18 protein-coding genes are annotated in these 23,633 nt (G+C 71.3%); 6 read left to right on the top strand and 12 right to left on the bottom strand.

Annotated elements, in window-relative coordinates; all coding sequences use genetic code 11:
* Positions 1 to 34: 34 nt before the first annotated feature.
* Entirely contained in the window at positions 35 to 1,186 is a 1,152-nt protein-coding gene (locus tag ACFVUT_RS03865) for an acyl-CoA dehydrogenase family protein (RefSeq protein WP_389655061.1), read from the bottom strand.
* A gap of 64 nt (positions 1,187 to 1,250) precedes the next feature.
* On the opposite strand from ACFVUT_RS03865, the gene ACFVUT_RS03860 reads away from it, so the two are divergent.
* The 4 genes from ACFVUT_RS03860 to ppk2 are packed head-to-tail and all read left to right on the top strand — an operon-like array spanning position 1,251 to position 4,659.
* The gene (locus ACFVUT_RS03860; protein WP_389655059.1) at positions 1,251 to 1,925 is read left to right on the top strand and encodes a TetR/AcrR family transcriptional regulator; all 675 of its coding nucleotides are present in this window, start codon (positions 1,251 to 1,253) and stop codon (positions 1,923 to 1,925) included.
* A gap of 15 nt (positions 1,926 to 1,940) precedes the next feature.
* Positions 1,941 to 2,654 carry an ArsR/SmtB family transcription factor gene (locus ACFVUT_RS03855; protein ID WP_389655057.1) on the top strand — a complete coding sequence of 238 codons (714 nt, stop codon included), beginning with the start codon at positions 1,941 to 1,943 and terminating at the stop codon, positions 2,652 to 2,654.
* Positions 2,655 to 2,687: 33 nt separating this feature from the next.
* Positions 2,688 to 3,671 (top strand): DMT family transporter, encoded by a 984-nt coding sequence (locus tag ACFVUT_RS03850; protein WP_389655055.1) that lies wholly within the window; start codon positions 2,688 to 2,690, stop codon positions 3,669 to 3,671.
* Entirely contained in the window at positions 3,631 to 4,659 is a 1,029-nt protein-coding gene (gene ppk2, locus ACFVUT_RS03845) for a polyphosphate kinase 2 (protein WP_389655053.1), read from the top strand. The genes ACFVUT_RS03850 and ppk2 overlap by 41 nt, the downstream gene beginning before the upstream one ends.
* A 250-nt stretch (positions 4,660 to 4,909) precedes the next feature.
* Here ppk2 and ACFVUT_RS03840 read toward each other — a convergent pair whose 3' ends face one another.
* On the bottom strand, positions 4,910 to 6,712 hold the full coding sequence (locus tag ACFVUT_RS03840; RefSeq protein WP_389655051.1) for a hypothetical protein: 1,803 nt from the start codon (positions 6,710 to 6,712) through the stop codon (positions 4,910 to 4,912).
* 369 nt (positions 6,713 to 7,081) lie between these two features.
* On the opposite strand from ACFVUT_RS03840, the gene ACFVUT_RS03835 reads away from it, so the two are divergent.
* A complete protein-coding gene (locus ACFVUT_RS03835) occupies positions 7,082 to 7,513 on the top strand; it encodes a DUF6234 family protein (RefSeq protein WP_389655049.1) in 432 nt (143 codons plus the stop codon).
* A 23-nt stretch (positions 7,514 to 7,536) separates the two neighbouring features.
* Here the strand turns inward: ACFVUT_RS03835 and ACFVUT_RS03830 are convergent, their stop codons facing one another.
* From ACFVUT_RS03830 to ACFVUT_RS03785, 10 genes are all read right to left on the bottom strand, one after another.
* Complete coding sequence (locus ACFVUT_RS03830; protein WP_389655047.1) at positions 7,537 to 8,619, bottom strand: Zn-dependent alcohol dehydrogenase; 1,083 nt, start codon at positions 8,617 to 8,619, stop codon at positions 7,537 to 7,539.
* A 120-nt stretch (positions 8,620 to 8,739) separates the two neighbouring features.
* Positions 8,740 to 10,134: an aldehyde dehydrogenase family protein gene (locus ACFVUT_RS03825; RefSeq protein WP_389655045.1), complete on the bottom strand. Its 1,395-nt coding sequence runs from the start codon at positions 10,132 to 10,134 to the stop codon at positions 8,740 to 8,742.
* 228 nt (positions 10,135 to 10,362) lie between these two features.
* Entirely contained in the window at positions 10,363 to 12,249 is a 1,887-nt protein-coding gene (locus tag ACFVUT_RS03820) for an ABC transporter ATP-binding protein (protein ID WP_389655043.1), read from the bottom strand.
* A gap of 233 nt (positions 12,250 to 12,482) precedes the next feature.
* Positions 12,483 to 13,844: an ABC transporter ATP-binding protein gene (locus tag ACFVUT_RS03815; RefSeq protein WP_389655041.1), complete on the bottom strand. Its 1,362-nt coding sequence runs from the start codon at positions 13,842 to 13,844 to the stop codon at positions 12,483 to 12,485.
* A gap of 134 nt (positions 13,845 to 13,978) precedes the next feature.
* Complete coding sequence (locus tag ACFVUT_RS03810) at positions 13,979 to 15,223, bottom strand: MFS transporter (RefSeq protein WP_389655039.1); 1,245 nt, start codon at positions 15,221 to 15,223, stop codon at positions 13,979 to 13,981.
* Positions 15,224 to 15,225: 2 nt separating this feature from the next.
* On the bottom strand, positions 15,226 to 16,668 hold the full coding sequence (locus ACFVUT_RS03805; protein WP_389655037.1) for a CitMHS family transporter: 1,443 nt from the start codon (positions 16,666 to 16,668) through the stop codon (positions 15,226 to 15,228).
* Positions 16,669 to 16,931: 263 nt separating this feature from the next.
* Positions 16,932 to 17,552, bottom strand: a complete 621-nt coding sequence (locus ACFVUT_RS03800) for a TetR/AcrR family transcriptional regulator (protein WP_389655035.1) — start codon at positions 17,550 to 17,552, stop codon at positions 16,932 to 16,934.
* 52 nt (positions 17,553 to 17,604) lie between these two features.
* Positions 17,605 to 18,888, bottom strand: a complete 1,284-nt coding sequence (locus ACFVUT_RS03795; protein ID WP_389655033.1) for a hypothetical protein — start codon at positions 18,886 to 18,888, stop codon at positions 17,605 to 17,607.
* Positions 18,885 to 19,742: a hypothetical protein gene (locus ACFVUT_RS03790; protein WP_389655183.1), complete on the bottom strand. Its 858-nt coding sequence runs from the start codon at positions 19,740 to 19,742 to the stop codon at positions 18,885 to 18,887. The genes ACFVUT_RS03795 and ACFVUT_RS03790 overlap by 4 nt, the downstream gene beginning before the upstream one ends.
* Positions 19,743 to 19,795: 53 nt before the next feature.
* Complete coding sequence (locus tag ACFVUT_RS03785) at positions 19,796 to 22,180, bottom strand: right-handed parallel beta-helix repeat-containing protein (RefSeq protein ID WP_389655031.1); 2,385 nt, start codon at positions 22,178 to 22,180, stop codon at positions 19,796 to 19,798.
* Between the two features lie 122 nt (positions 22,181 to 22,302).
* Here ACFVUT_RS03785 and hmgA point away from each other — a divergent pair, with 122 nt between their 5' ends.
* Positions 22,303 to 23,631 (top strand): homogentisate 1,2-dioxygenase, encoded by a 1,329-nt coding sequence (gene hmgA / locus ACFVUT_RS03780; RefSeq protein ID WP_389655029.1) that lies wholly within the window; start codon positions 22,303 to 22,305, stop codon positions 23,629 to 23,631.
* Positions 23,632 to 23,633: the final 2 nt, after the last annotated feature.

The raw sequence follows: 23,633 nt of genomic DNA, 5'->3' as shown, positions 1-23,633 counted from the left end.
TACCCAGACGCGCGTTCGAGCGGGGGCGCATCCGTCAGAAGGCGGAGACCCCCGTCAGCGCACGGCCGATGATGAGCTTCTGGATCTGACTGGTGCCCTCGTACAGCGTCATCACCCGTGCGTCGCGCAGCAGCTTGCCGACCGGGTACTCGTCGATGTAGCCGTAGCCGCCGAAGACCTGGAGGGCGTTGTTGGCGGCGCGGACGGCGGCCTCGGAGGCGAAGAGCTTGGCCTGGGAGGCGGCGGTGGCGAAGTCCTGGCCGCGGTCGATGAGATCAGCGACCCGCCAGGTCAGCAGCCGGGCGGCGTCGACGTCCACGGAGATGTCGCTGATGAGTTCCTGGACGAGCTGGTAGCTCGCGATGGACTTGCCGAACTGCTCGCGCTCGCCCGCGTAACCGACGGCGGCGTCCAGGGCGGCCTGCGCGATGCCGACACAGCCGGCCGCGACCGACATGCGCCCCTTGGCCAGGGCGGACATGGCGATGGAGAAGCCCTTGCCCTCCGGGCCCAGGAGCGCCGTGGCGGGCACGCGCACGTCCTCCAGGACCACCTCGGCGGTGGCCTGGCCGCGCAGGCCGAGCTTGCCGTGGATGGTGCGGCGGCTGAGGCCGGGGGTGTCGGTGGGAACCAGGAAGGCGGATATGCCGCGGTGGCCCGGTGTGTCGTTGGTGCGGGCGAAGAGCAGCACCACGTCGGCCCAGGTGCCGTTGGTGATGAACATCTTGCTGCCGTTGATGACGTAGGCCCCGCCGTCCCGGACGGCCTTCGTCGTCAGGTTCCCGGCGTCCGAGCCGGTGCCGGGCTCGGTGAGGCCGAAGCAGCCGACGGCCTCGCCCGCGGTGAGCCCCGGGAGCCAACGCCGCTTCTGCTCCTCGTCGCCCCAGGCCGCGATCGTCTTGGCGACCAGGCCGAGGGATACGGAGACGATGCCGCGGACCGAGGAGTCGCCGCGCCCCAGCTCCTCGGTGACCAGGCAGTACGCGAGGTGGTCGCCGCCCGAGCCGCCGTACTCCTCGGAGACGGTGAGCCCGAGGAAGCCGACGGAGCCCAGCTTCTTCACGATCGACTTGTCGACGTTCTCGGACCGGTCCCACTCGACGACGTGGGGGGCGATCTCACGGGCGACGAAGTCCTTGGCGAGCTGCCGGACGGCTTCCTGCTCCTCGCTCAGCTCCAGGTTCATCCTGTGACTCTCCACTTAAATTAGCACTGCTAGTTTTTGGCTTGCAGGCCCTACTATGTGCCGCATGGCCCGACCGCGCAAGCCCCTCCTCAGCAGAGACCGCATCGTCGAGACGGCGAGCGCACTCGTGGACTCCGAAGGGCTCGACGCCGTCTCCACCCGCCGGCTCGCCGCCGAACTCGGGGTCAGCGGACCCTCGCTCTACAACCACTTCCGCAACAAGGACGAGATCCTGGACGCGGTCGCGGACGCCGTGTCCGCCCAGGTCGATCTGTCGATGTTCGACGCGTCGGACACCCGCGACTGGCGCGCCGCCCTGCACGACTGGGCCGTCTCCTATCGTGCGGCGCTCGCCGAGCACCCGCACATCGTCCCCGTGCTCGCCCGGGGCCCGGGCCGGCGGCCGTCCGGCCTGCGGGTGGCCGACGCGGTCTTCGGCGGCATGGTCAGAGCCGGCTGGCCGCCTGCCCAGGCGACGTACATCGGGGCCCTGATGCGCTACTTCATCACCGGGTCGGCCCTCAGTTCGTTCGCCAGCGGCTTTGTCGACGACGAGACGGCGTACGACCCGGCGGACTACCCGCATCTCGGCCAGGCCCATCTGCTGGCCGACCGCCGCCAGAAGGTCGACGAGGGGGCGTTCGAGACCGGGCTGCGGGCGCTGGTCGACGGCCTCTCCCTCCAGTACGAGCAGTTCGTGCCCGCCGGGACCGTCCGGTCCGCGCCGAAACGTTCCTGAAGCATCCTGGTAGGCATGCCCTCTCCCGATCCGGTCGCTCCCCGGCTCGCCGCCCTGGCCACGCTCCTCGCCGACGAGACCCGCGCGTCCTTCTGTCTGGCCCTCCTCGACGGCCGCGCCTGGACCGCGGGCGAGCTGGCCCGATACGCCTCGGTGGCACCGTCCACCGCCAGCGAGCACCTCGGCAAACTCGTCGCGGGCGGACTGCTCGCCGAGGAGCGTCAGGGCCGCCACCGCTATCTGCGGCTCGCCGACGAACGGACCGCCCACCTCGTCGAGGAGCTGGCGTCCCAGGTCGTCCCCGGCTCCGCACGGAGGCGGCCACGCACCCTGAGGGCGTCGAGCGCCGACCACGCACTGGCCCGCGGCCGCACCTGTTACGACCATCTCGCGGGGCGGATCGGCATCGCGATCACCGATGCCCTGACCGCCCGCGGACTGCTCAGGCAGGACACCGGCTTCGCGCTGACCGACGACGGCCTCGGCTGGTTCGGCGGGCTGGGCATCGGTCTGGAGTCGGCCTCCGGGCGTCCGCTCGTACGCGGCTGCCTGGACTGGACGGAGCGCAGACCGCACCTGGCCGGGGTCGCCGGGGCGGCGCTGTGCCGGCACGCGCTGGACACGGGGTGGTGCGTACGGATCGGGTCCGGGCGCGCGGTGCGGGCGACCCCGGACGGGGAGCGGGCGCTGTACGAACACCTCGGCATCGCGCCGGAATCAATTCGGTAGGCACCGAACAGTCGCGGACCTACGGTCGGGTCCATGACGACGACACCCTCCCCGGCGACGGCATCCCGTCCCGACTGGCGAGCCCCTGCCGCGGCCTGCACCACCGTGCTGCTGTGGGCCTCCGCCTTTGTCTCCATCCGCAGCGCCGGGGAGGCATACTCCCCCGGTGCGCTCGCTCTCGGCCGGCTGCTCGCGGGCTCCGTGGCACTGGGCACGCTGCTGGTGCTGCGGCGCGAGGGACTTCCGTCGCGGGCTGCCTGGCCGGGGATCGCGGGGTCCGGGCTGCTCTGGTTCGGCCTCTACATGGTGGTGCTCAACTGGGGCGAGCAGAAGGTCGACGCGGGCACGGCCGCGATGGTGGTGAACATCGGTCCCCTCCTGATCGCGCTGCTCGGGGCCCGGATACTCGGCGAGGGGCTGCCCGGCAGACTGATCGCGGGCATGGCCGTGTCGTTCGCGGGCGCCGTCGTGGTCGGACTCTCGATATCGGGGCACGGCCATGCGTCGCTGCTCGGGGTGGCGCTCTGCCTGCTGGCCGCGGTGGCGTACGCGGCGGGGGTGGTCAGCCAGAAGCCCGCACTGCTGCACGGCTCCGCACTGCAGATCACCACGTTCGGCTGCCTGGTCGGCACGGTGGCCTGCCTGCCGTTCTCCGGTGCGCTGGTCTCCGAAGCGGCCGACGCGCCCCTGTCCGCCACGCTGAACATGGTCTATCTGGGCCTCTTCCCGACCGCACTGGCCTTCACCACCTGGGCCTACGCACTCGCCAGGACCACCGCGGGGCGGATGGGCGCGACCACCTACGCGGTACCGGCGCTGGTGGTGCTGATGTCCTGGCTGCTGCTGGACGAGGTGCCCGCGCCGCTCACCGTCGGCGGCGGGCTGCTCTGTCTGGCCGGGGTGGCGGTCTCCCGGATGCGTACGCACACTGGCCTGACGCGGAAGAATCCGGCACAGCCGGTGGAGGGACGCCGACATGACGCGGAGCGCCAAGGCCAAGGGACCGAGCGGTCATAGGAAGGCGAAGAAGGAGCCGGCCGGGGCCCGGGAAGCCGCGGCGGACGCCCTCGCCGCGGCGGCCCGCCACGGCGGCCCGGGGCTCGAAGGCTTCGTCGTGACCGACAGCGGTGACGACGATCCGGTCCTCGTGACGCCCGAGGGCCGGGCCCGGGACGCCTGGCGCGAGGACTACCCGTACCCCAACAAGCTCGGCCGGAGAGCGTACGAGAAGTCCAAGCGCGCCCTGCAGATCGAACTGCTCAAGCTCCAGCACTGGGTGAAGGAGCGCGACGAACGCCTCGTCATCCTCTTCGAGGGGCGTGACGCGGCGGGCAAGGGCGGCACGATCAAACGCTTCACGGAGCATCTCAACCCCCGTGGCGCGCGCGTGGTGGCGCTGGAGAAGCCCACCGAACGCGAGCGCACCCAGTGGTACTTCCAGCGGTACGCGGCCCATCTGCCGTCCGCCGGGGAGATCGTGCTCTTCGACCGGTCCTGGTACAACCGGGCGGGTGTGGAGCGCGTGATGGGATTCTGCACCACCCGTGAGTACCTGGAATTCATGCACCAGGCACCGGGCTTCGAGCGGATGCTCGCCCGGGACGGCATCCATCTGGTGAAGTTCTGGTTCTCGGTCTCGCGCAACGAGCAGCGCAACCGCTTCATGATCCGGCAGATCGATCCGGTGCGGCAGTGGAAACTGAGCCCGGTCGACCTCGCCTCCCTCGACAAGTGGGACGCGTACACGGAGGCCAAGGAGCTGATGCTCTTCCACACGGACACGGCGGACGCGCCCTGGACCGTCGTCAAGAGCAACGACAAGAAGCGGGCCCGGCTGGAGGCGATCCGACATGTGCTGCACCGCTTCGACTACCCGGACAAGAACACGGACGTGGTGGGTGAACCCGACCCGTTGATCGTCGGCCCGGCCTCACAGCTCTTCGAGCGGGGCGAGATGGACACCCGGCTGCTGACCACGGAGCGGGCCGACGCGGGACCGACGTGACGAGCCGGGGCCGGGCAGGGGCGGGGCAGGTCCGACAGCGCGGGCCCGGGCCGGGCGAGGGAGGGACCGGACGGCGTGAGGGCCGGGCGGGGGCGGGGCCGACGGCGTGAACCCGGGCAGGGGCGGGGCCGACAGTGTGTGCGCGTGGCCCCGCGCTCCGACGGGACGCCGCCGGTCCTCGACGGCGCGGGGCCACGGCTCCGTCCGCCGGTCCTCGACGGCGCGGGGCCACGGCTCCGTCCGCCGGTCCTCAGCTCGTGATGGGCTGGGTGCGGGTGCAGTTGGTGAAGTCCTTCCAGGGCCGGGTGCCGTCGGCGCCCGGAGCGCTCGCGTAGGTCGGATCGCCGGTCAGCGTCTCCCGACGGTGCTCATGGGTGATGTCGATACCGAAGAGCTTGAAACCGATACTGAACTGTCCGGCGGAGAAGCCGAATCCGATGCCGAGCGAGGCGTTCCACCAGTCGGTGTTGACCCGGTAGTCCAGTCGCTGCAGCTTCCCCTTGTCGTGCAGCAGGCGCCGTATGTCCGACGCGTCCGCGGGCAGCGGTTCGGCCATGGAGGAGGGGGACGGCATCGACTCGTCGGCCGGGTTGCTGCCGCGCCCGCGCAGCCAGTCCTCGACGGTGGTGCTGTCCTTCTCGTCGGTGAGGTTCACGTCGGCCACCTCGGTGTGGAGATCCGACTCCGTCTTGCCGCCACCGCCGCCGACATCGATGGTCACCGGGCCCGCGTTGGCCCCGCCGCCGACGGAGACACCGTCGTTCCCGCCGCTCTCCTGGCTCGTCGTGATCTTCATGTTCTTCGGATGGTGCGGTTCGCCCGCCTTCTCCTCACGGTCGTAGGCCTCCGCGTCGTAGGTGACGGCGACCTGCTGCATCCGCGATCCCTTGGCCTGGCCGCCGGGGCCGACCGAACCGTTGAGTGAGAAGGTGTAGACAAAGGTGATCTTGCCGGAGTCCGGGCCCGTCTTGTGGCGCATGACGACCACGTCGTTGCTGAGTGCGCCCGACACGCCCTCGGCGGAGACGTTGCCGACGCTCTTGGTCTCGGACACGTCCTTGATGATGCTGTTGGCCTGGGCGTCCTTGATGATCTTGTCCAGGGCCTCACCCTTCGCACTCGGGTTGTTCTTGGTCACCTCGTCGGCGATGGTCTTCCGCAGGGCCGCGACCTCTTTGTCGTTCTTGGCGTACTTGCCGCCGAAGCTGACGCTGCCCGACTTCTCGGTGGTGGTCTTGGTGATGTCGATGTCCGGAGCGCGTTCCGGATCCACGTCCGGCTTGTCCTTGTCGGCCCAGTAGCTGCAGATCATGCCCAGTTCGGAGGCTCGTGGCCCCGACTTGTTACGGCACTTCTCGGCCTCTTTGAGGTAGTCGGAGAACTGCTTGGCCTCTTCGAGGTTGGCTCTGAGGTCGGCGTTGGAGTCGTCCGACTTGTGCGCGTTGAACATCCACTGCCCGCCGCTGCCGCTGCTGTGTACGTAGCTGCCGCTGAGCGACGCGCCGCCGCCCCACTTCTTCAGACCGGGAATGCTCGCGCCGATCGACCCGGTGACCCCGCCCCCGCTGGTGCTCATCCGCTCCAGGGTGACCGACCCGTCGGACCACTGCGAGAGCTTGACCTGTTCCGAGTGGCTGATCTTGATGAACAGGATCTGGATGACGACCGTGTCCTTGGTGTCGTCCGAGGCCAGCAGGCACTTGGCCGGCTGGAACGGATCGTCCGTGTTCCGATCGCCCGTCGGACCGGGGGACGGGGCGGGTTGCGGATCGGTGACCGGCTCGTCCGGTCCGGGCTCCGGCGAGCCGGAATCCTGCGGATCCGGAGCGTCCTGCCCCTCGTTGGCAACGTTGTCGGAATCACAGGAGCCACCGCCTCCGGCGACCTGCACCAGCCGGCACAGGGCCGTTTCGAAGCCGTCGTTCAGTTTGGTCGAGATGCTCGCCGTCACGATGGCGCCGATCAGCAAGGTCACCAGGGTGAGGAGACCGAGGTATTCGACACCGGTCTGCCCCTGGTCCGTTCTCCTCGGGTTCCCGCTCTGTCTCCGCATGCCGTACGCCCCCACGTGTCACACGGGCCGATTCCTTGTCCGTCTCGGGCAGCCGGCCTCTGTCCGCCTCGGGCAGCGTAGAAGTGGAGAGAACGATCAGGGAGGGTCGACGGACCCAGGTCCGGGCCCAGGTCCGGACCTGGGCCCGGACCTATGCGGACCGGGTTCTTCCCTTCGCCCCGGGCCTGTTGGAGCCCGGGGCGAGGCCCCTGCCGTCGCCCTGTGACGACACGGCCCAGCCAGGGACTCCTCGTTCGGGCCGGCGCCTCGCCGCGGGTTCCTCCGGCCCGGCCCCGGCGCCGGGAACCCGGCCCGCATGAGTACGGGTACTCATGCGATCACCCGGCAGGAACCGGCAGCGTGTCGGACATGGACCGACTCCCCGTGTCGCCTCCGGCGTTCGACGCCACCACCGGCCCCCGGCAGCGTCGCCACGCCGACCGGGGCGCCGACATCGGTGCCGGCTGCGGCCTGGCACTGTTCGAACTCGTCGCCCTGGTGGTGATCTTCGTCGCCTGGCTGTCCACGGGCAACGCGTTCGAGCCCTCGGCCGACCCGTTCGCCCCGCCGACGGTCTATCTCGCGGCGGCCGGCGGGGTGGGGGTCCTGGCGATCGTGGCAGCGGTGATCGCCGCCCGGTCCGGCGCGATCGTGACCGTGATCAGCCAGATCGTCGTCGCCGTCCTGATCTCCGTCATGGCTCTCGGCGCGGTGGCCGGGCGGATGCACGACGAACAGCGCCGCCAGTTCACCGACAGCCCGTGCCGCTCGTCCCCCTCCGCGCCGTGCGGCAACGGTTAGGGTGGGCCCCCGGCATCATGCGGTCAGAAGATCACCAGGGCTCGTCCGCCCTTGCCCGCGAGCATGGCGTCGAACGCCGCCGGGATGCCGTCGAGCGTGATGCGCTCCGTCACCAGGGCGCTCAGGTCGAGCCGTTCGGCACGGATGTGGTCCGCCAGGACAGGCAGGTCCCGCGCGGGGTCGCAGTTGCCGTAGACGCAGCCGGAGAGGGTGCGGCCCCAGTGGAAGATCTCCAGGGCGTTGAAGGTGACCTGCTGGTCCTTGCCGCCGATGCCGACGACCGTGGTCCGGCCGCCGCGGCGGGTCGATTCCCACGCGGTACGGATGGTGACGGCGCGGCCCACGCACTCGACGGCGGCGTCCACCCCCTGCTTGTCCGTGAGGGCGCGGATCTCCCGGGCGGTGTTCTCCGAGGCGACCACGTAGTCCGTGGCGCCCGCCCGGCGGGCCAGTTCCTCCTTCTCGGGCGAGACGTCGACCGCGACGATGCGCGAGGCGCCCGCGATCCGGGCGGCCTGGAGCGCGGCCAGGCCCACTCCCCCGGCCCCGAACACGGCCACCGTCTCGCCCTCGCGCAGCCTCGCCGCATGGTGCACGGCGCCGTACCCGGTGAGGACGGCGCAGCCCAGCAGGGCGGCGTCGGTCAGCGGGACGCCGCCGGGTACGGGCAGGACGCAGCCCGCGGCGACGACCGTCTCCTCGGCGAACGCGGCGACGTTGAGGCCGGGGTGCAGTGCGCCGCCGTCGTCCGCACGCCGGGCGTGGAGGGCGCCCGCGCCGTTCAGGGCGTTGGCGCACAGCCAGACCTCGCCCCGCACGCAGGCATGGCAACGCCCGCATGACGGTGCCCAGTTGAGGACGACTCCGTCGCCGGGGGCGACATGGCCGACGCCCTCGCCGACGGAGACGACCGTGCCCGCGCCCTCGTGGCCGAGGACGGCGGGGACCGGCACCTGCATGGTGCCGTTGGTCAGGGACAGATCGGAGTGGCAGACCCCGGCGGCGGCGAGGCGCACCCTCACCTGGCCGGGGCCGGGCTCCGGCAGTTCGATGTCGGTGACCTCCAACGGGGCTCCGACGGCGGGCAGTACGGCGGCGCGGACCACGGACGGCTCCTTACTGATCGATCAGCGGCTCAGGGGATCGGCGACTCGGAGGAATCGGGTTCGGACGAGCGGCGGTTCGGACGAGCGGCGGTTCGGACGAGGGTCAGAACTGGAGGGGGGTCAGAACTGGAGGGACTTGGTCTGGAGGTACTCGCCGAGGCCGTGCGAACCGAGTTCACGGCCGACGCCGGACTGCTTGTAGCCGCCGAACGGGGCGACCGGGTTGAACCGGCCGCCGTTGATGTCGACCTGTCCGGTGTCCATCCGGCGTGCGAAGGCGACCGCTTCCGCGTCGTCGGCGGCCCAGACGGCTCCCGCGAGCCCGTACACCGTGCCGTTGGCGATCCGGAGCGCGTCGTCCTCGTCCTCGTACTTCAGGATCGAGAGGACCGGGCCGAAGATCTCCTCCTGGGCGATGGTCATCTCCGGGGTGACATCGGCGAACACGGTGGGGCTGACGTAGAACCCGGTCGGGTGCGGGGCCTCGGGGCCGCCGGCGACGAGGCGGGCACCCTCCTCGATGCCCTTCTCGATGTAACCGCGCACCCGGGCCTGCTGCTTGGCGTTGACGACGGGACCGACCCGCTCCCCCGGTACGTACTTCGCGACGGCCGCGGCGGCGAGGGCGACGGCCTCCTCGTACCGCTCGCCGTCGACCAGCATCCGGGTCCAGGCGCTGCACGTCTGGCCGGAGTTGGACATCACGTTGGCGACCCCGACGTTGACGGCCCGGGCCAGATCGGCGGAGGGCAGGATGACGTTGGCCGACTTGCCGCCCAGCTCCAGTGCGACCCGCTTGACCGCGCCGCCCGCGGCGGCGCCGATCCGCTTGCCGACAGCGGTGGAGCCGGTGAACGAGACCAGGTCGACGTCCTCGTGCGCGGCGAGGGCCTGTCCGGCGACCGGGCCGAGGCCGGTGACCAGGTTGAAGACACCTGCGGGCAGGCCGGCCTCCTCGGTGGCCTCGGCGAAGAGCTGTGCGGTCAGCGGGGTGTCCTCGGCGGGCTTGAGGACGACCGTGCAGCCCGCCGCGAGTGCGGGAGCCACCTTGGCGACGATCTGGTGCAGCGGGTAGTTCCACGGCGTGATCGCCCCGACGACACCGACGGGCTCCAGCAGGACGGTGGAGTTGCCGTGCCTCTCCTCGAAGGCGTATGACGCGGCGAGTTCCGCGTACGAACCGGCGACGAGGATCGGCACACCCGCGTGCACCGCCTGCGACAGCGGGAGCGGCGCACCCAGCTCGGCGGTGACGGTGGCGGCGATCTCGTCCTGGCGGGCGACCAGGACATCGCGCAGCGCGGCGATCCGCGCGGCTCGACCGGCGGGCGGGGTGGCGGCCCAGCCCGGGAACGCGGCGCGGGCGGCCCGTACCGCGGCGTCGACATCCTCGGCGGTGCCGGCCGGAACATGGGCGATGACCTGTTCGTCCGCAGGGTTCACGACCGCGATCGTGTCCGTGCCCGACGCGGGGCGCCACTCCCCGCCGATGTACATGCCGTCATGGGCCTTCATGCGCTTTTCCTCCCGGACATGGATACAGCCGTTGTCGTCCGCACCCCAAACTAGCGGCGTTAGTTTTCGGGCGCCAGAGACGTCCGTCACCCACGGCCGGGCCGGTGCCCCGGGCAGCCGGGGCCCGGCCGCCGCCCCCCCGGCGGCCCGGGGGGGCGCGCCGGGGGCGCGGGGCGGGGGGCGGGGGCCCGGGGGGGGGGGCCCGGGGGGGGGGGGCGGGCTCCGGGGTCAGCCGAGTTCTGCGGGTGCCGCGCCGGGGTTCTCGAACTGGGTGCGGTACAGCTCCTCGTACCGGCCGCCGACCGCGAGGAGTTCTTCGTGGGTTCCGCGCTCCACGATCTGCCCGTTCTCCACGACCAGGATGAGGTCGGCCGCCCGCACGGTGGAGAGCCGGTGCGCGATCACCACCGCGGTGCGTCCGGCGAGTGCTTCGGTGAGCGCCTCCTGGACGGCTGCCTCGGAAGTGTTGTCGAGGTGGGCGGTGGCTTCGTCGAGGATGACGACGCGCTGGCGGGCCAGGAGCAGCCGGGCGATGGTCAGCCGCTGGCGTTCACCGCCGGAGAGGCGGTAACCGCGTTCGCCGACCACCGTGTCGAGCCCGTCGGGCAGCGAGGCGACCAGTCCGTCGAGTCGTGAGCGGCGCAGGGCGTCCCAGAGGTCGTCCTCGGTGGCTTCCGGTCGGGCCAGCAGGAGGTTGGCGCGGACCGATTCGTGGAAGAGGTGGCCGTCCTGGGTGACCATGCCGAGGGTGTCGCGCAGGGTCTCGGCGGACAGGTCGCGCACGTCGATGCCGCCGATGCGTACGGAACCCTCGTCCGTGTCGTACAGGCGTGGCAGCAGTTGCGCGATGGTCGACTTGCCCGCGCCGGAGGAGCCGACGAGCGCCACGGTGCGGCCGGGTTCGGCGCGGAAGGAGACACCGCGCAGCACTTCGTCGCCGCCGCGGGTGTCGAGGGTCGCGACGTCTTCGAGCGAGGCGAGGGAGACCTTGTCGGCGGACGGGTAGCCGAAGCGCACGTTGTCGAACTCCACGGACACCGGCCCTTCCGGGACCGTCCGGGCGTCCGGCTTCTGCCCGATGAGCGGCTTGAGGTCGAGGACTTCGAAGACCCGCTCGAAGCTGACGAGGGCGCTCATCACCTCGACCCGTGCTCCGGCGAGGGCGGTGAGCGGTGCGTACAGCCGGGTCAGCAGCATGGCCAGGGCGACGACCGCGCCCGCGTCCAGTCTCCCGCGCAGCGCGTAGAACCCGCCGAGCCCGTAGACCAGGGCGAGCGCCAGCGCGGACACGAGGGTGAGCGCGGTGATGAACGCGGACTGGGCCATGGCCGTGCGCACCCCGATGTCGCGCACCCTGGCCGCTCTGGCGGCGAATTCGGCGGACTCGTCGGCGGGCCGGCCGAAGAGCTTGATCAGTGTGGCGCCGGGTGCGGAGAAGCGCTCCGTCATCCGGGTTCCCATCGCGGCGTTGTGGGCCGCGGCCTCCCGCTGGAGCCTCGCCATCCGCGTCCCCATGCGGCGCGCGGGCAGCACGAACACCGGCAGCAGCACCAGCGCGAGCGCGGTGATCTGCCAGGAGATGGAGAGCATCACGCCGAGGGTGAGGAGCAGCGTCACGACATTGCTGACGACGCCGGAGAGTGTGTTGCTGAAGGCCCGCTGGGCTCCGATGACGTCGTTGTTGAGGCGGCTGACGAGAGCGCCGGTGCGGGTGCGGGTGAAGAACGCGATCGGCATGCGCTGCACATGGTCGAAGACGGTGGTGCGCAGGTCGAGGATCAGCCCTTCACCGAGATTCGCCGAGAGCCAGCGGCTGACCAGTCCGAGCACCGCCTCCGCGACGGCGATCACGGCGATGAGCAGGGACAGGCGTGTGACGGTGCCTCCGTCCCGGCCGTTCACGATCGCGTTCACCACACGGCCGGCGAGCACGGGGGTGGCGACCGCGAGCAGCGCCGTCGCCACGCTCAGGAGAAGGAACAGGGAGACCCGGCGCCGGTGCGGACGGGCGAACGCGGCGATGCGCCGCAGGGTGGCTCGGTCGAAGGGGCGTCGCTCCGCTTGCGCGTTCATGACGTTGTGCAGCTGCGTCCACGCGGTGGCTTCCATGCTCATGGGGGGAACGTACGACCTCCACCGGACTTGAGGTCAACAGTTCCCGGCATCGAACGGGGAACCCGGGGCCCGTGGGCCCCGGACGCCGCGCGTCCGGGCGTCGCGCGTCCGGGCGTCGCACATCAGGGCATCGCGCATCAGGGCATCGCGGCCCCTGGCGCCGCACGCCCGCATGCCCGGACGCCGCGCACCCCCCGGGCGTCGCGAGCCGGTGAGCCCGTCCGGCCGCGGCACTAGACGTCGAGTCCCGGGATTTCCTTCGGCAGCGGGCTGATCCGGCGGCCCTGGTGGTCGAAGACGTACAGGTGCGCGAGGTCGACCAGGAGCGGGACCTGTCCGCCGGTGCGCAGCCGCATGTCGGGACCGGTACGGACGACGAGGTCCGCGGCCGTGATCGCCGGGCGGTCCGGACTGTGCATGGCGTTCGGGTCGCTGTCCGTGCCGCGTTCGTCGAGGGTGGCGACCGAACCGCCGAAGTGTCCGGTCGCGCGCTCCTTGAGCCGTTCCAGGACGCCGACTCCGCCGCCGATGCCCGTGCGGTGCTTGCGGGAGACGGTCCGGTCGGGGCGGGCCGATTCGAGTTCGGGCACCATGGCGGGCCGCGACCCGGTGTTGAGGTGGACCAGCGCCTCGTGGCCCTGGTACTCGACGTGTTCGACGATGCCGCTCAGCGCGACCTCGCCGGGGCGGGCCTGACTGGGCGGGGCGATCCTCACGGCCTCGGAGCGCAGTCCGACGATGAGTCGGCGGCCCTGCTGGATGCGGAGCAACTGGTGGTCGGGGCTGAGCGGTTCGGGCAGCGGCAGCCGCTGTCGGCCGAGGTCGATCGACATGCGCCCTTCCAGCGGCGCGTGGACGACGGCCTGCAGCAGGTTGATGCGCGGGGTGCCGATGAAGGCGGCGACGAACACGTTCTCCGGCAGGGCGTAGACCTCGCGCGGCGGGCTCACCTGCTGGAGCCGTCCGCCGCGCATCACCGCGACCCGGTCGCCCAGCGACATCGCCTCCGCCTGATCATGCGTCACATAGACGGTGGTGACACCCAGTTCCTTGGTGAGCTGGGCTATCTCGGCCCGGAGATGGTTGCGGAGTTTCGCGTCGAGGTTGGACAGCGGCTCGTCCATCAGGAAGGCGGAGGGCCGGCGCGAGATGGCCCGGCCCATGGCGACCCGCTGCCGTTCCCCGCCGGAGAGCTGTCCGGGAAAGCGGTCGAGGACGGTTTCGATGCCCAGCATCCTGGCGGTGTCCTCGACGCGGGCGGTGTGGTCCTCGCGCGGGTTCTCCAGCATCAGCGGGAAACCGATGTTGGACCGGTTGGTCATCGTCGGGTAGAGCGCGAAGTTCTGGAAGACCATGGCCATGCCGCGTTCGCGGGGCATCAGGTCGTTGGCCGGTTCGCCGTCGAGCAGCAGCTCGCCCTCGGTGATCTCCTCCAGGCCGGCGATCATGCGGAGCACGGTCGACTTCCCGCAGCCCGAGGGGCCGAGCAGGACGACGAATTCGCCCGGGTCGATGGAGAGTGAGAGGCGATCGACGGCGCGTGTGGCCCGTCCGTACGCTTTGCTGACGTTGTGCAAGGAGATGGCGCGAGTCATGTGGTTCCGCCCGGAAATGGAGAGGTGGTGCGGTGGGGAGCGGCTGCAGTGGGCCGAAATTAACCCACGGTCCGGGGCGGTGGGAATGACTTGTACAAAGGTTGTGTCGCACTGGGGCGGGCGTGGTGCATTTGTCAGGCGCGGTGACGGTCCGCGGGACGCCGCCGCGGCCGGGGCGCCGGGTCGGCCCCGGCGCTTCGGTCGGCCCCGCCGCGCACTCCCAGCCCCGCCGCCACCAGCAGAAGCGCGCCGAGCATGACGAACGGCGCCGCGGTTCCCGCCACTCCGGCGACGAGACCGGCGGACGCCGGGGCCGCGACCTGACCCAGGCGATTTCCGGTCAGCCGGAGGGCGAGTGCGGTGGATCGGGCCTCGGCCGGGGCGGCCTGGACGACGGTGGTCATCGACAACGGCTGGCCGACCCCGAGACAGAAGCCGAGCACGGCGAGCATGACGGCCAGCACCGCCACGGGGACGGGCAGGGCGATGCCCGCGCAGAGCAGTCCGGCCAGCAGACAGGTCGTGGTGAGCAGCGTCCTGCGGCCGAGGACGCGGAGCATCGGGGTCATCACCAGGCGGCAGGCGATGGTGGCGGCGGCGCGGAGGCTGAGCAGCAGCCCGATGGTGGCGGGGGCGATGTGGCGGTGCTCGCCGACGACGGGCAGGTACGCGGTGAGGATGTCGATGGCGGAGAGCACGGCGAGGCTGATGAAGATCCCGGCCGGAACGCCGCGGGCGCGCAGGATGCGGCCGACGGGGACCTTGGTGACCGCCTCCGCGCGGCGGGCCGCGGTCGGGCGGCGGTGCTCGATGCGCCGGAGCGAGACGAGTGAGACGGCGGCGACGCCCGCCGAGACGACCAGGGCGAGTGCACTCGTCCGGGCCATGGCTCCGTCCCGTTCGGAGATCACGTACCCGGCGGCGATCGGGCCGATGAGCTGGCCGAGGGAGGCACCGATGGTGAAGTGGCCGAAGTTGCGGTCCTGTTCGGCCGGGGCGGACTGCCGGGCGACGATCGACTGGGCCCCTATGACGAAGCAGAGATGGCCGAGCCCCATCACACCGCTCCAGGCGGCCAGCGCCGTCAACGAGTCCGCTCGGCCGCTGAGGGCGCACCCTCCCGCGATCAGGGCGACGCCGGACGGCAGCAGGGGCGCGCACCGGCCGTGGTCGGTCCTGCGCCCGAGCGGGACGGCGGCGAAGAGCGGCAGGAGCGCGTACACCGCCGTGATCACACCGATGGCGCGCTCGTCCGCGCCGAGCGAGAGAGCCCGGTAGGAGACGGCGGGCCGCGCCATCGACACCGCCCCCTGCGCGAAGGCGAAGGCGATGACGAGGCGCAGCAGCCAGCTCCGGCCGGGTTCCTGGGTACGGGGCATGGTCAGATGATGCCGAACAGGAGTCCGGCGCAGAGCACCACCAGTGAGGTGAGCGCGGCCCACTTGACGGTGAATCTGGTGTGGTCGCCGAATTCGACCTTGGCCATGCCGACGAGGACGTAGACGGCCGGGACCAACGGGGACGACATGTGCAGGGGCTGGCCGACCAGCGAGGCGCGGGCGATCTCCAGCGGGGTGACGCCGTGGGCGGCACCGGCTTCGGCGAGTACGGGAACGACGCCGAAGTAGAAGCCGTCGTTGGACATGAAGTACGTCAGCGGGATGCTCAGGATGCCGGTGACGATCGCCATGTGCGGGCCCATGCCGTCGGGGATGGCGCCGACGAGCCAGTCGGCCATGTGGTCCACCATGCCGGTACCGGTGAGGACACCGGTGAAGACGGCGGCCGCGAAGACCATGCCGGAGACGTTGAGGACGTTGTCGGCGTGGGCGGCGATGCGGGCCCGCTGGTCGGGCATGTGGGGGAAGTTGACGGTGAGCGCGAGCGCGGCACCGAGCAGGAACAGCACCGGGATCGGCATCAATTCCATGATCATCGCGGTGAGCAGGGCGACGGTGAGGCCCGCGTTGAACCAGTAGAGCTTGGGGCGCAGGGTGGCGCGGGCCGGGTCCAGACCCTGGAAGCCCTCGTCCGCGTGCGCTCCGACGTCTTCACCTCCGACGCCCTCGTCTCCGTCACCGTCCGCACCCGTGGCCGTGCCGGTTCCGCCGAAGCTCCTGCGCGGGCGGTCGCCGCGGCCGCCCGATCCGACGAGGACCGTCTCCGGCTCCATGACCGCCTCGGTGGCCGGCGCCTCGTCGAGGGTGAGCGTGCCAAGCCGCTTGCGCTCGCGGCGGCCCAGCACGACGGCCAGGAGCAGGACGGCGAGCAGTCCGACGCCGAGGGCGGGGATCATGGGGACGAAGATGTCACCCGCGTCCAGCTTGAGCGCGGTGGCGGCGCGGGCGGTGGGGCCGCCCCAGGGAAGGGTGTTCATGACGCCGTTGGCCGTGGCGGCGACACCGGTCATCACGACCAGGCTCATCTTGAGGCGCTTGTAGAGCGGGTACATCGCCGAGACGGTGATCATGAAGGTGGTGGATCCGTCGCCGTCGAGCGAGACGATCGCCGCGAGCACGGCCGTACCGACCACGATCCGCATCGGGTCGGCCTTGCAGAAGCGCAGGATGCCCCGGACGATCGGGTCGAACAGGCCGACGTCGATCATCACGCCGAAGTAGACGATCGCGAACATCAGCATGGCGGCGGTCGGGGCGAGATTGCCGACGCCCTCGATGACGTAGTCGCCGAGCTTCGCGCCCTTCCCGACGGCGACGCAGAACAGTGCGGGAATCAGGACCAGCGCCGCGATCGGCGACATCTTCTTCATCATGATCAGGACCAGGAAGGTCGCAATCATGGCAAAGCCGAGGATTGTCAGCATGTGGGATACCTATCGCTCACCCTTGAACTCCACCGGAGTCGGCGGTGCGGATGACGTCAGGGCGCGCCTCTCGGCGTTAACAAGATGTTGACATGCGAGCAATACGAGCAAAACCCCAGGTCAACGCCGCGATCACGCGCGAGCGCCCTCGGCGGGACCGGTGACGGCGGCACCTTGGGGGTCATGGCCCCGGTGTCGCGGCGGGTGTCACGTGCACCGGGATGCCGTTGAGCACGGCGGTGCCGTGCGACGGGCCCTCGCGGTCAGTCCAGGGCCTGTGCGAGGTAGGCCCGCAGCAGGACCCGGGTCTCGGCGACGATGGCCCGGTCACCCGACGGATCGGTACGGAAGGCAAGCTGGAAGAGGGCGTCGGCGGCCTCGACGCAGACCAGGATCGTACGGAGCAGATCCTCGTCGGGAGTGCCGCCGAGATGCCCGGAGAGCAGGTCGGCGAGCCGGCCGGCGACCCGCTGGTTGGCGTCACTGGCCGGGTCGTCCTCGGGGGCGGGTGTGCCGAAGTCGACGAGCGCGAAGCCGGCCACGGTTCGCTTCATCGCCAGGTATTCGTCCAGGACGGCATCGATGGCGCTGCGCCAGTCGGCCGCCGGGATGGTGGCGAGGCGGGCAGTGATGCGTTCGGCGTAGCTGTCCAGGTTGCGCCGGGCCAGCGCGTCGGTCAGCGCGCGCTTGTTGGAGAAGAACCGGTAGACGGAGCCGATGGGAACCCCGGCGCGGAGGGCGACCGCACGGGTGGACAACTGCTCGTATCCGGTCTCGTCGAGGAGTTCGGCACAGGCGTCGAGTATCCGGGTCAGACGTTCGGCGCTGCGCTGCTGCACAGGGGCGCGGCGGAGGTTCGTGTTCGCATGGGGCACAGACTCCATGATGCCGTGGGCCTCCTGTGCAGGTCGCGGGCCGGGGGACTGGGTGCGGCCGTCACGCGATGAGCAGAGACAGTCCGCCGACGGTGTAGGTGATCATCAAGGCCAGCAGCGGGAGTTGTCCAGCGACGGCGCGGCCGGGCGGGAAAAGGCGTACGGACCTGTCATGGGCGGCAATGACGCCGAGCACGTGACCGAGGACGATCGCGGCGACCTGGAGCGTGGCGACACCGCCCGGCCCCAGGGGCGGTTCGGGCGGGACGGGACTGTCAGTGCCGGATGCCACCATGACAGTGCGTGGCCCTTCGGTGACGAAGAGTGTGAAGTAGTGGGCGGTGAGATAGCCGAGGGCGATCGGTACGAGCGCGTGCGCGAAGGCGGTGAGCGGGTGGCGGAGTTGACCGGAGATCAGCCGGGTGGCGCCGGTGCAGAGGGCATGGAGAACGGCGACGAGCGCGACGGCGCCCAAGAGTCCGAGCGTGGCCGTCGTGGTGCGGCCCAGGGATGAGGTCTGGACGGTGGTGATCCAGGACGGGGCATCGGAGAAGCCGTCGTAGGCGGTGGAGCCGAGCATGACGCAGACGGTGGCGACGAGCCCGGGGGTCTGCGGGGTGCCGTCGAGTCCGTTGAACGGGGAGCGGAGCACGAGGCGGCGGTCGGCGGCGCGGCGGCCGAGCGGGGAGAGCCGCGCGAGGAGCCCCGAGTAGACCTCGAAGGCGTCCGCCCGGTCGAACCACCCGGCGCCGTGGCGGGCGGCGCCCGCGAGGTGGACGGCTGCGTGGAGGGAGAGGAAGAGGAGGAGGGCGGTGGCCGATGCCGGGTCGGGGGCGACGAGTTCGAGCCAGGTGAAGGCGAGGAGGCCGGCCGCGGCGGGCCACAGGCCGAGGCGAGCGGGCAGGGGGCGGCCCGCGGCCGGGTCGCGGCCGAGTGCGCGGCAGCCGAGGAGGTGCAGGGTGCGGAGCGGGTTGAACAGTCGCCAGACAGGCCCGAGAAGGAGGGAGGCGGGTACGAGTCCGACCCAGAAGAGTACGTAGACGGTGCCGGGCGCCGGGTTGCGGTCCGGATCGTCCGGACCGAGAAGGAGGTGGAGCGTGACGAACAGGGCGGCGGCCGACCCGAGCAGGCGGGCGGCGATACGGCTGGAGCGGGCGTCGGCGAGCCGCTGGACGGCGGCCGGGAGAGGGCGCCCCGCCCGGTCGCCGCGGAACCGGGAGGCGGGCCAGAGCAGGCCGAGCGCGAGAAAGGAGACGAAGAGCGCGGCGAAGGCTCCGGCGAAGGCGTAGAAGGGGGACAGCGGGAGGTCGTGGCGGGCGCCGATGCCGTGGGCGAGGATGCTCACCGGACGACGAGTTGGGTGAGCAGCAGACCGGACTCGTGCGTCTCGACTTCGAAGAGCCCGGTGCGGTCGGCGGTGAAGGTGAGGGTGATGGTCCTTCCCGCCGGCAGCCGCGCCTCTTTGTCGTAGCCGTGGACGTGGAGCGTGTCGGCGCGGTCGCTGCGGACCCGGAGCCCAACGGTCCGGCCCTTCTTGATCTCGGTTCGGCCGGGGGCGGGGCTGACCCTCCCGTGGGAGACGACGATGTCGAGCATCGTGCCGGACGGTGGCGTGCCGGGCTGTGAGGTATCGGTCTGTGGCGTATCGGGCTGTGCGGTATCGGGCCGGTCCTCTCCGGGGGCGGTGGAGGGTGCGGAGGCAGCGACGAGGGAGGTGGCGGCCTGGATCGGGGCGGAGTTCACGGCCCAGGCGGTGTGGTCGTCGGCGTAGAGCCGGACGGTGAGGCCGGTGCCGCCCCCGGTGGCGCGGACGAGGGAGCCGGGGAGGTGGTACCAGGCGCCATAGACCCGGGCGAGGGGGTGGCCGTCGAGGAACAGCCGGGCGTGGCCGCGCCCGGGGAGAGCGGCGCCGCCCACACTGTCCGGGGTGAACCGGAAGTTCTGTACGGAGAGGTGGACGTTCCACCCGTCCTCGGAGTCCGCCCGGACGGCGACGGTCACCTCGGGGGCTCCCTCGGCATCGACCTGACGCAGCCGGTGCCCGGAACCGTCGTCGGCGGCGAGGAGGCGGCCCACACTGCCGCCCGCCTGCTCGTGGCTGGTGCCGGGCTTGTGGTGGGTGGTGGCCCGCCCACCACAGGCGCTCGCACCGAACACGAGGGCGCCCGCGGTGAGCACGGTGGCGACTGCGGTGAGCACGGTGGCGACTGCGACGCCCGGCCGGACCGGCCGCAGCCATCGGCGGGGATGCCTCACGACGCGTCTCCTTCCGGGGCGGGGGCCGGAGCGGGAGCGGGAGCAGGAGCAGGAGCAGGAGCGGGAGCGGGAGCGGGAGCAGGAGCGGGGGCGGGGGCGGGGGCGGGAACGGGGGCGGGAACGGGGGCGGGAACGGGGGCGGGAGCGGGGGCGGGAGCGGGAGCGGGGGCGGGAGCGGGGGCGGCAGCACCGTTCGCACGCGTGCCCCGGTCCCGGCCGGGCTCCGACCCACCCCGCCCGCCCGGCACGTCCGACAGGCCCTGCTCCCCCCGCCTCTCCGACAAGCCCGGCTCCCCCTGCGCACCCCGCCCGCCCGGCCCGCCCGGCACGTCCGGCGCGTCCGGCACACCCGGCACACCCGGCACGTCCGGCACGTCCGGCAGGCCCTGCTCGCCCTGCCGGGCGGCGGCCACGACGGCCCACACCACCCAGATCACCCCGAGCAGTCCACGCACCCAGGCCGGGCTGAGCGGAATCCACGGGATCATGAACACGGCCTTGTCGACCGCGTCGAGCAGGGTGAGTGCGCCCAGTACCACCGTCGTCCAGCCCAGCCAGGGCCGTTCACCCCGCAGGACCAGGCCGGTCGCGGTCCACCACACCCCGGTCAGCAGCAGCGCCAGCGCGGGCACGTAGGAGGAGGACAGCGCCGTCGTCGATCCGGCAACGTCCAGGCCGAGGCCGATCGCGCCGAGCAGCGTCGCCGCGGTGGCGAGCCCGCTGCCGCGCAGTCTGCGCCACCACAGCGTCCCGCCGACCAGCGCGAGTACCACCGCGACCGCCAGCGCCACCTGTACCTCGATGCGCTCGATGCCCCGCGCTCCGTACCAGTCGCAGCCGGCGGGCAGCCGTCGCGCCCGCACGTCGTAGTCGGCACAGACCAGCAACTGGGCGAGTTTGACCGGTTCGCCGACGAGCCGGTCGGTGCGCCCGGACACGGCGCCGCGCTCGGACCCGCAGGTGGGCAGGGCGCGCGGGGAGGACGGCCCGGTGTCCGACTGCCAGCAGTTGCCGTCGCCCTGGCCGTCCCACCACACGTCCGTGCGGTTGGGCCGGGAGTTGCCGGCCTTGTCCGTGCCGAGGTGGTTGTCCGCGTACCGGTTGTGGTGGGACGTGTCGGTCTGCCGGGACAGCGCGTTCTCGCCCCGGATGAAGGCGGGGACGGCGCTGAGGAAGAAGGCGGCGCGTTTCTGTCCGTAGATCCAGTTGTTCTCGTACAGGTTCCAGTTGCCGCCTGCGGTGATGATGCCGGTGCCGGGCGGCATGGAGATCTGCGGGCAGACCACCCCGTCCTCGTAACCCCGGTCCACGGGCGGCTTGGCGCAGGTGCCGTCGGCGACGTACCGGTAGTAGTCGGCGTTGTTGTCGTGGATCAGGTTGCGTGCGAAGCGGGCGTGGTTCTGCGGCAGTCCGGGGTGGCCCGGGAAGGCGCTGTCCATCGAGGCGCCGCCCATGTTGTGGTCGAACTCGTTGTCGTGGACGTGGACGGAGTCGCCCGCGGTGCCCGAGTAGCCGACCATGTTGTGGTGGCTGCGGCAGCCGGTGATCTCGATCGAGTAGCGCGGCACGTCGTAGCCGTACGCGTCGTTGATGTCCGACGCGCTGCCGGGGTAGATGCCGGAGTCGCCGTTCCCGTACGACTCGCAGTTCCTGTACAGCCCGTGGTCGCTCGCGAAGGTCAGGAAGCCGTACTCGTCGTTCCACCGGGTGAGGACGGAGTCGATGACGAAGCCGTCCTGGGCCAGGACGTACAGGGAGTTGAAGGTGGTGCGCTGTGCGGTGAAGTTCTTGAAGTAGACGCCGTCGGAGCCGTCCGCGCGGATGGCGTTGAGCTTCTGGTACTTGGCGTCGATGACGACATCCGTGCGCTCCGCGCCGGTCCCTTCGATCTGGAGGTTCTTCTTGCCGAGGATCGCCACCAGGTTCTGGTTGTGCGGGCACCGCGCCTGCTGCGCGTAGGACAGGATCTGGTAGCCGAGCTGGGAGTCGGGTGCCTTCAGCCGGGCGCACTCCCCCACCGGCTCGGGCAGCGAGGGCTCCTCCTCGTACAGGCCGGGCAGGATCGCGATGGTCATGCCGGGCCTCGCGACCGCGTCGACGGCCTGCTGCAGATGGCGGTAGCCGGACTTCCGGCAGCGGTCGAACAGCTTCAGGTTCCGGGCCCGCAGCCCGTCCGGGAAGCCGGACACGCGGCGTTCGAAGTCCGCCCGGTCGCTCTTGCAGACCAGCAGATCGGGTTCGCCGGTGCGGTACACGGGCACACTGCCGGTTCCGTCGGGCAGCGTGACCGGGCGTTCCTCGTGTGCCTGAGCGGCCGGAGCCGCGAAGAGAGCGACGGCAAGTGCCGCCAGGACCACCAGAAGCCTTCGTGTCCACGACATGCGCGGAAGAGTAGAGCATTGTTCACTTTTTAGAACCCCCTCGTGCACGACGAATGCCGTTGACGCGCCCCGGTCCAATTCCTACGGTTACCCATAGGATTCCTTCGGCACCGGGAGCGCACATGGGCGGCATCGAGCAGGCGAGGAAGACGGCGGAAGGGCTCCAGCACTCCGCGGGGTTCGGCAATCAGCACAGCTCCGAGGCCGTGCCGGGGGCGTTGCCGCACGGCCGCAACTCACCCCAGCGCGCGCCCCTCGGGCTCTACGCGGAGCAGTTGAGCGGGTCGGCCTTCACCGAGCCCCGGGCGCACAACCGCCGCTCCTGGCTCTACCGGATCCGCCCGTCGGCCGCCCACCCCCCGTTCGCCCGTATCGACAACGGCGCGATCAGGTCCGCCCCGTTCACCGAATCCGTGCCCGACCCGAACCGGCTGCGCTGGGATCCTCTCCCCGGCCCCGCCCCCGGCACCGACTTCCTGGCCGGCCTGTGGACCCTCGGAGGCAACGGCGACGCCGCGCAGCGCACCGGCATGGCCGTGCACCTCTACCACGCCGACTCCTCCATGACGGACCGGGTGTTCAGCGACGCGGACGGCGAGCTGCTGATCGTCCCGGAGCAGGGCGGGCTGCTGCTCCGTACCGAACTGGGCCTGCTGCGCGCGCAGCCGGGGCACGTCGCACTGATCCCGCGCGGCGTCCGTTTCCGCGTGGAGCTGCTCGACGCCACCGCCCGCGGTTATGTCTGCGAGAACTACGGGCAGCCGTTCACCCTTCCCGACCTCGGCCCGATCGGCGCCAACGGCCTGGCGAACGCCCGGGACTTCCTCGCTCCCGTCGCCGCGTACGAGGACGACGAACGCCCGGTGGAGGTGGTCAACAAGTTCTGCGGGAACCTCTGGTCCGCGACCTACGACCACTCGCCCCTCGATGTGGTCGCCTGGCACGGCAACCACACTCCGTACGTCTACGACCTGCGCCGTTTCAACATCATCGGTTCGATCAGCTACGACCACCCCGACCCGTCGATCTTCACGGTGCTGACCTCCCCGTCCGACACCCCGGGTCTGGCCGGCGTCGACTTCGTCGTCTTCGCGCCGCGCTGGCTGGTCGGCGAGGACACCTTCCGGCCGCCGTACTTCCACCGCAACGTGATGAGCGAGTACATGGGCCTGATCGAGGGCGCGTACGACGCGAAGACGGCGGGCAAGGGCGGCTTCGTCCCGGGCGGCGGCTCGTTGCACAACATGATGTCGGCGCACGGCCCGGACCGGGAGACCTTCGACCGGGCGAGCGAGGCGGAGCTGAAGCCGCAGAAGATCGACGACGGTCTGGCCTTCATGTTCGAGACCCGCTGGCCGGTGACGGCGACCGGGCAGGCGGCGACCGCCGGTCATCTCCAGCGTGGCTACGACGACGTGTGGCAGGGTCTGAGCCGCAACTTCAGGCCGTAGGC

The organism is Streptomyces sp. NPDC058051, assembly GCF_042885475.1.
Taxonomy (GTDB): Bacteria; Actinomycetota; Actinomycetes; order Streptomycetales; family Streptomycetaceae; genus Streptomyces.
This window is presented reverse-complemented; position numbering and strand designations above follow the sequence as displayed.

What these genes read in the sequence shown, in the direction of transcription:
- ACFVUT_RS03800 (WP_389655035.1), bottom strand. Translation starts at nt 17,552, where the DNA reads ATGGAGTCTGTGCCCCATGCGAACACGAACCTCCGCCGCGCCCCTGTG.
- ACFVUT_RS03860 (WP_389655059.1), top strand. Translation starts at nt 1,251, where the DNA reads ATGGCCCGACCGCGCAAGCCCCTCCTCAGCAGAGACCGCATCGTCGAG.
- ppk2 (WP_389655053.1), top strand. Translation starts at nt 3,631, where the DNA reads ATGACGCGGAGCGCCAAGGCCAAGGGACCGAGCGGTCATAGGAAGGCG.
- ACFVUT_RS03810 (WP_389655039.1), bottom strand. Translation starts at nt 15,223, where the DNA reads ATGCCCCGTACCCAGGAACCCGGCCGGAGCTGGCTGCTGCGCCTCGTC.
- ACFVUT_RS03820 (WP_389655043.1), bottom strand. Translation starts at nt 12,249, where the DNA reads ATGAGCATGGAAGCCACCGCGTGGACGCAGCTGCACAACGTCATGAAC.
- ACFVUT_RS03785 (WP_389655031.1), bottom strand. Translation starts at nt 22,180, where the DNA reads ATGTCGTGGACACGAAGGCTTCTGGTGGTCCTGGCGGCACTTGCCGTC.
- ACFVUT_RS03835 (WP_389655049.1), top strand. Translation starts at nt 7,082, where the DNA reads ATGGACCGACTCCCCGTGTCGCCTCCGGCGTTCGACGCCACCACCGGC.
- ACFVUT_RS03825 (WP_389655045.1), bottom strand. Translation starts at nt 10,134, where the DNA reads ATGAAGGCCCATGACGGCATGTACATCGGCGGGGAGTGGCGCCCCGCG.
- ACFVUT_RS03865 (WP_389655061.1), bottom strand. Translation starts at nt 1,186, where the DNA reads ATGAACCTGGAGCTGAGCGAGGAGCAGGAAGCCGTCCGGCAGCTCGCC.
- ACFVUT_RS03855 (WP_389655057.1), top strand. Translation starts at nt 1,941, where the DNA reads ATGCCCTCTCCCGATCCGGTCGCTCCCCGGCTCGCCGCCCTGGCCACG.
- ACFVUT_RS03850 (WP_389655055.1), top strand. Translation starts at nt 2,688, where the DNA reads ATGACGACGACACCCTCCCCGGCGACGGCATCCCGTCCCGACTGGCGA.
- ACFVUT_RS03840 (WP_389655051.1), bottom strand. Translation starts at nt 6,712, where the DNA reads ATGCGGAGACAGAGCGGGAACCCGAGGAGAACGGACCAGGGGCAGACC.
- ACFVUT_RS03805 (WP_389655037.1), bottom strand. Translation starts at nt 16,668, where the DNA reads ATGCTGACAATCCTCGGCTTTGCCATGATTGCGACCTTCCTGGTCCTG.
- ACFVUT_RS03815 (WP_389655041.1), bottom strand. Translation starts at nt 13,844, where the DNA reads ATGACTCGCGCCATCTCCTTGCACAACGTCAGCAAAGCGTACGGACGG.
- hmgA (WP_389655029.1), top strand. Translation starts at nt 22,303, where the DNA reads ATGGGCGGCATCGAGCAGGCGAGGAAGACGGCGGAAGGGCTCCAGCAC.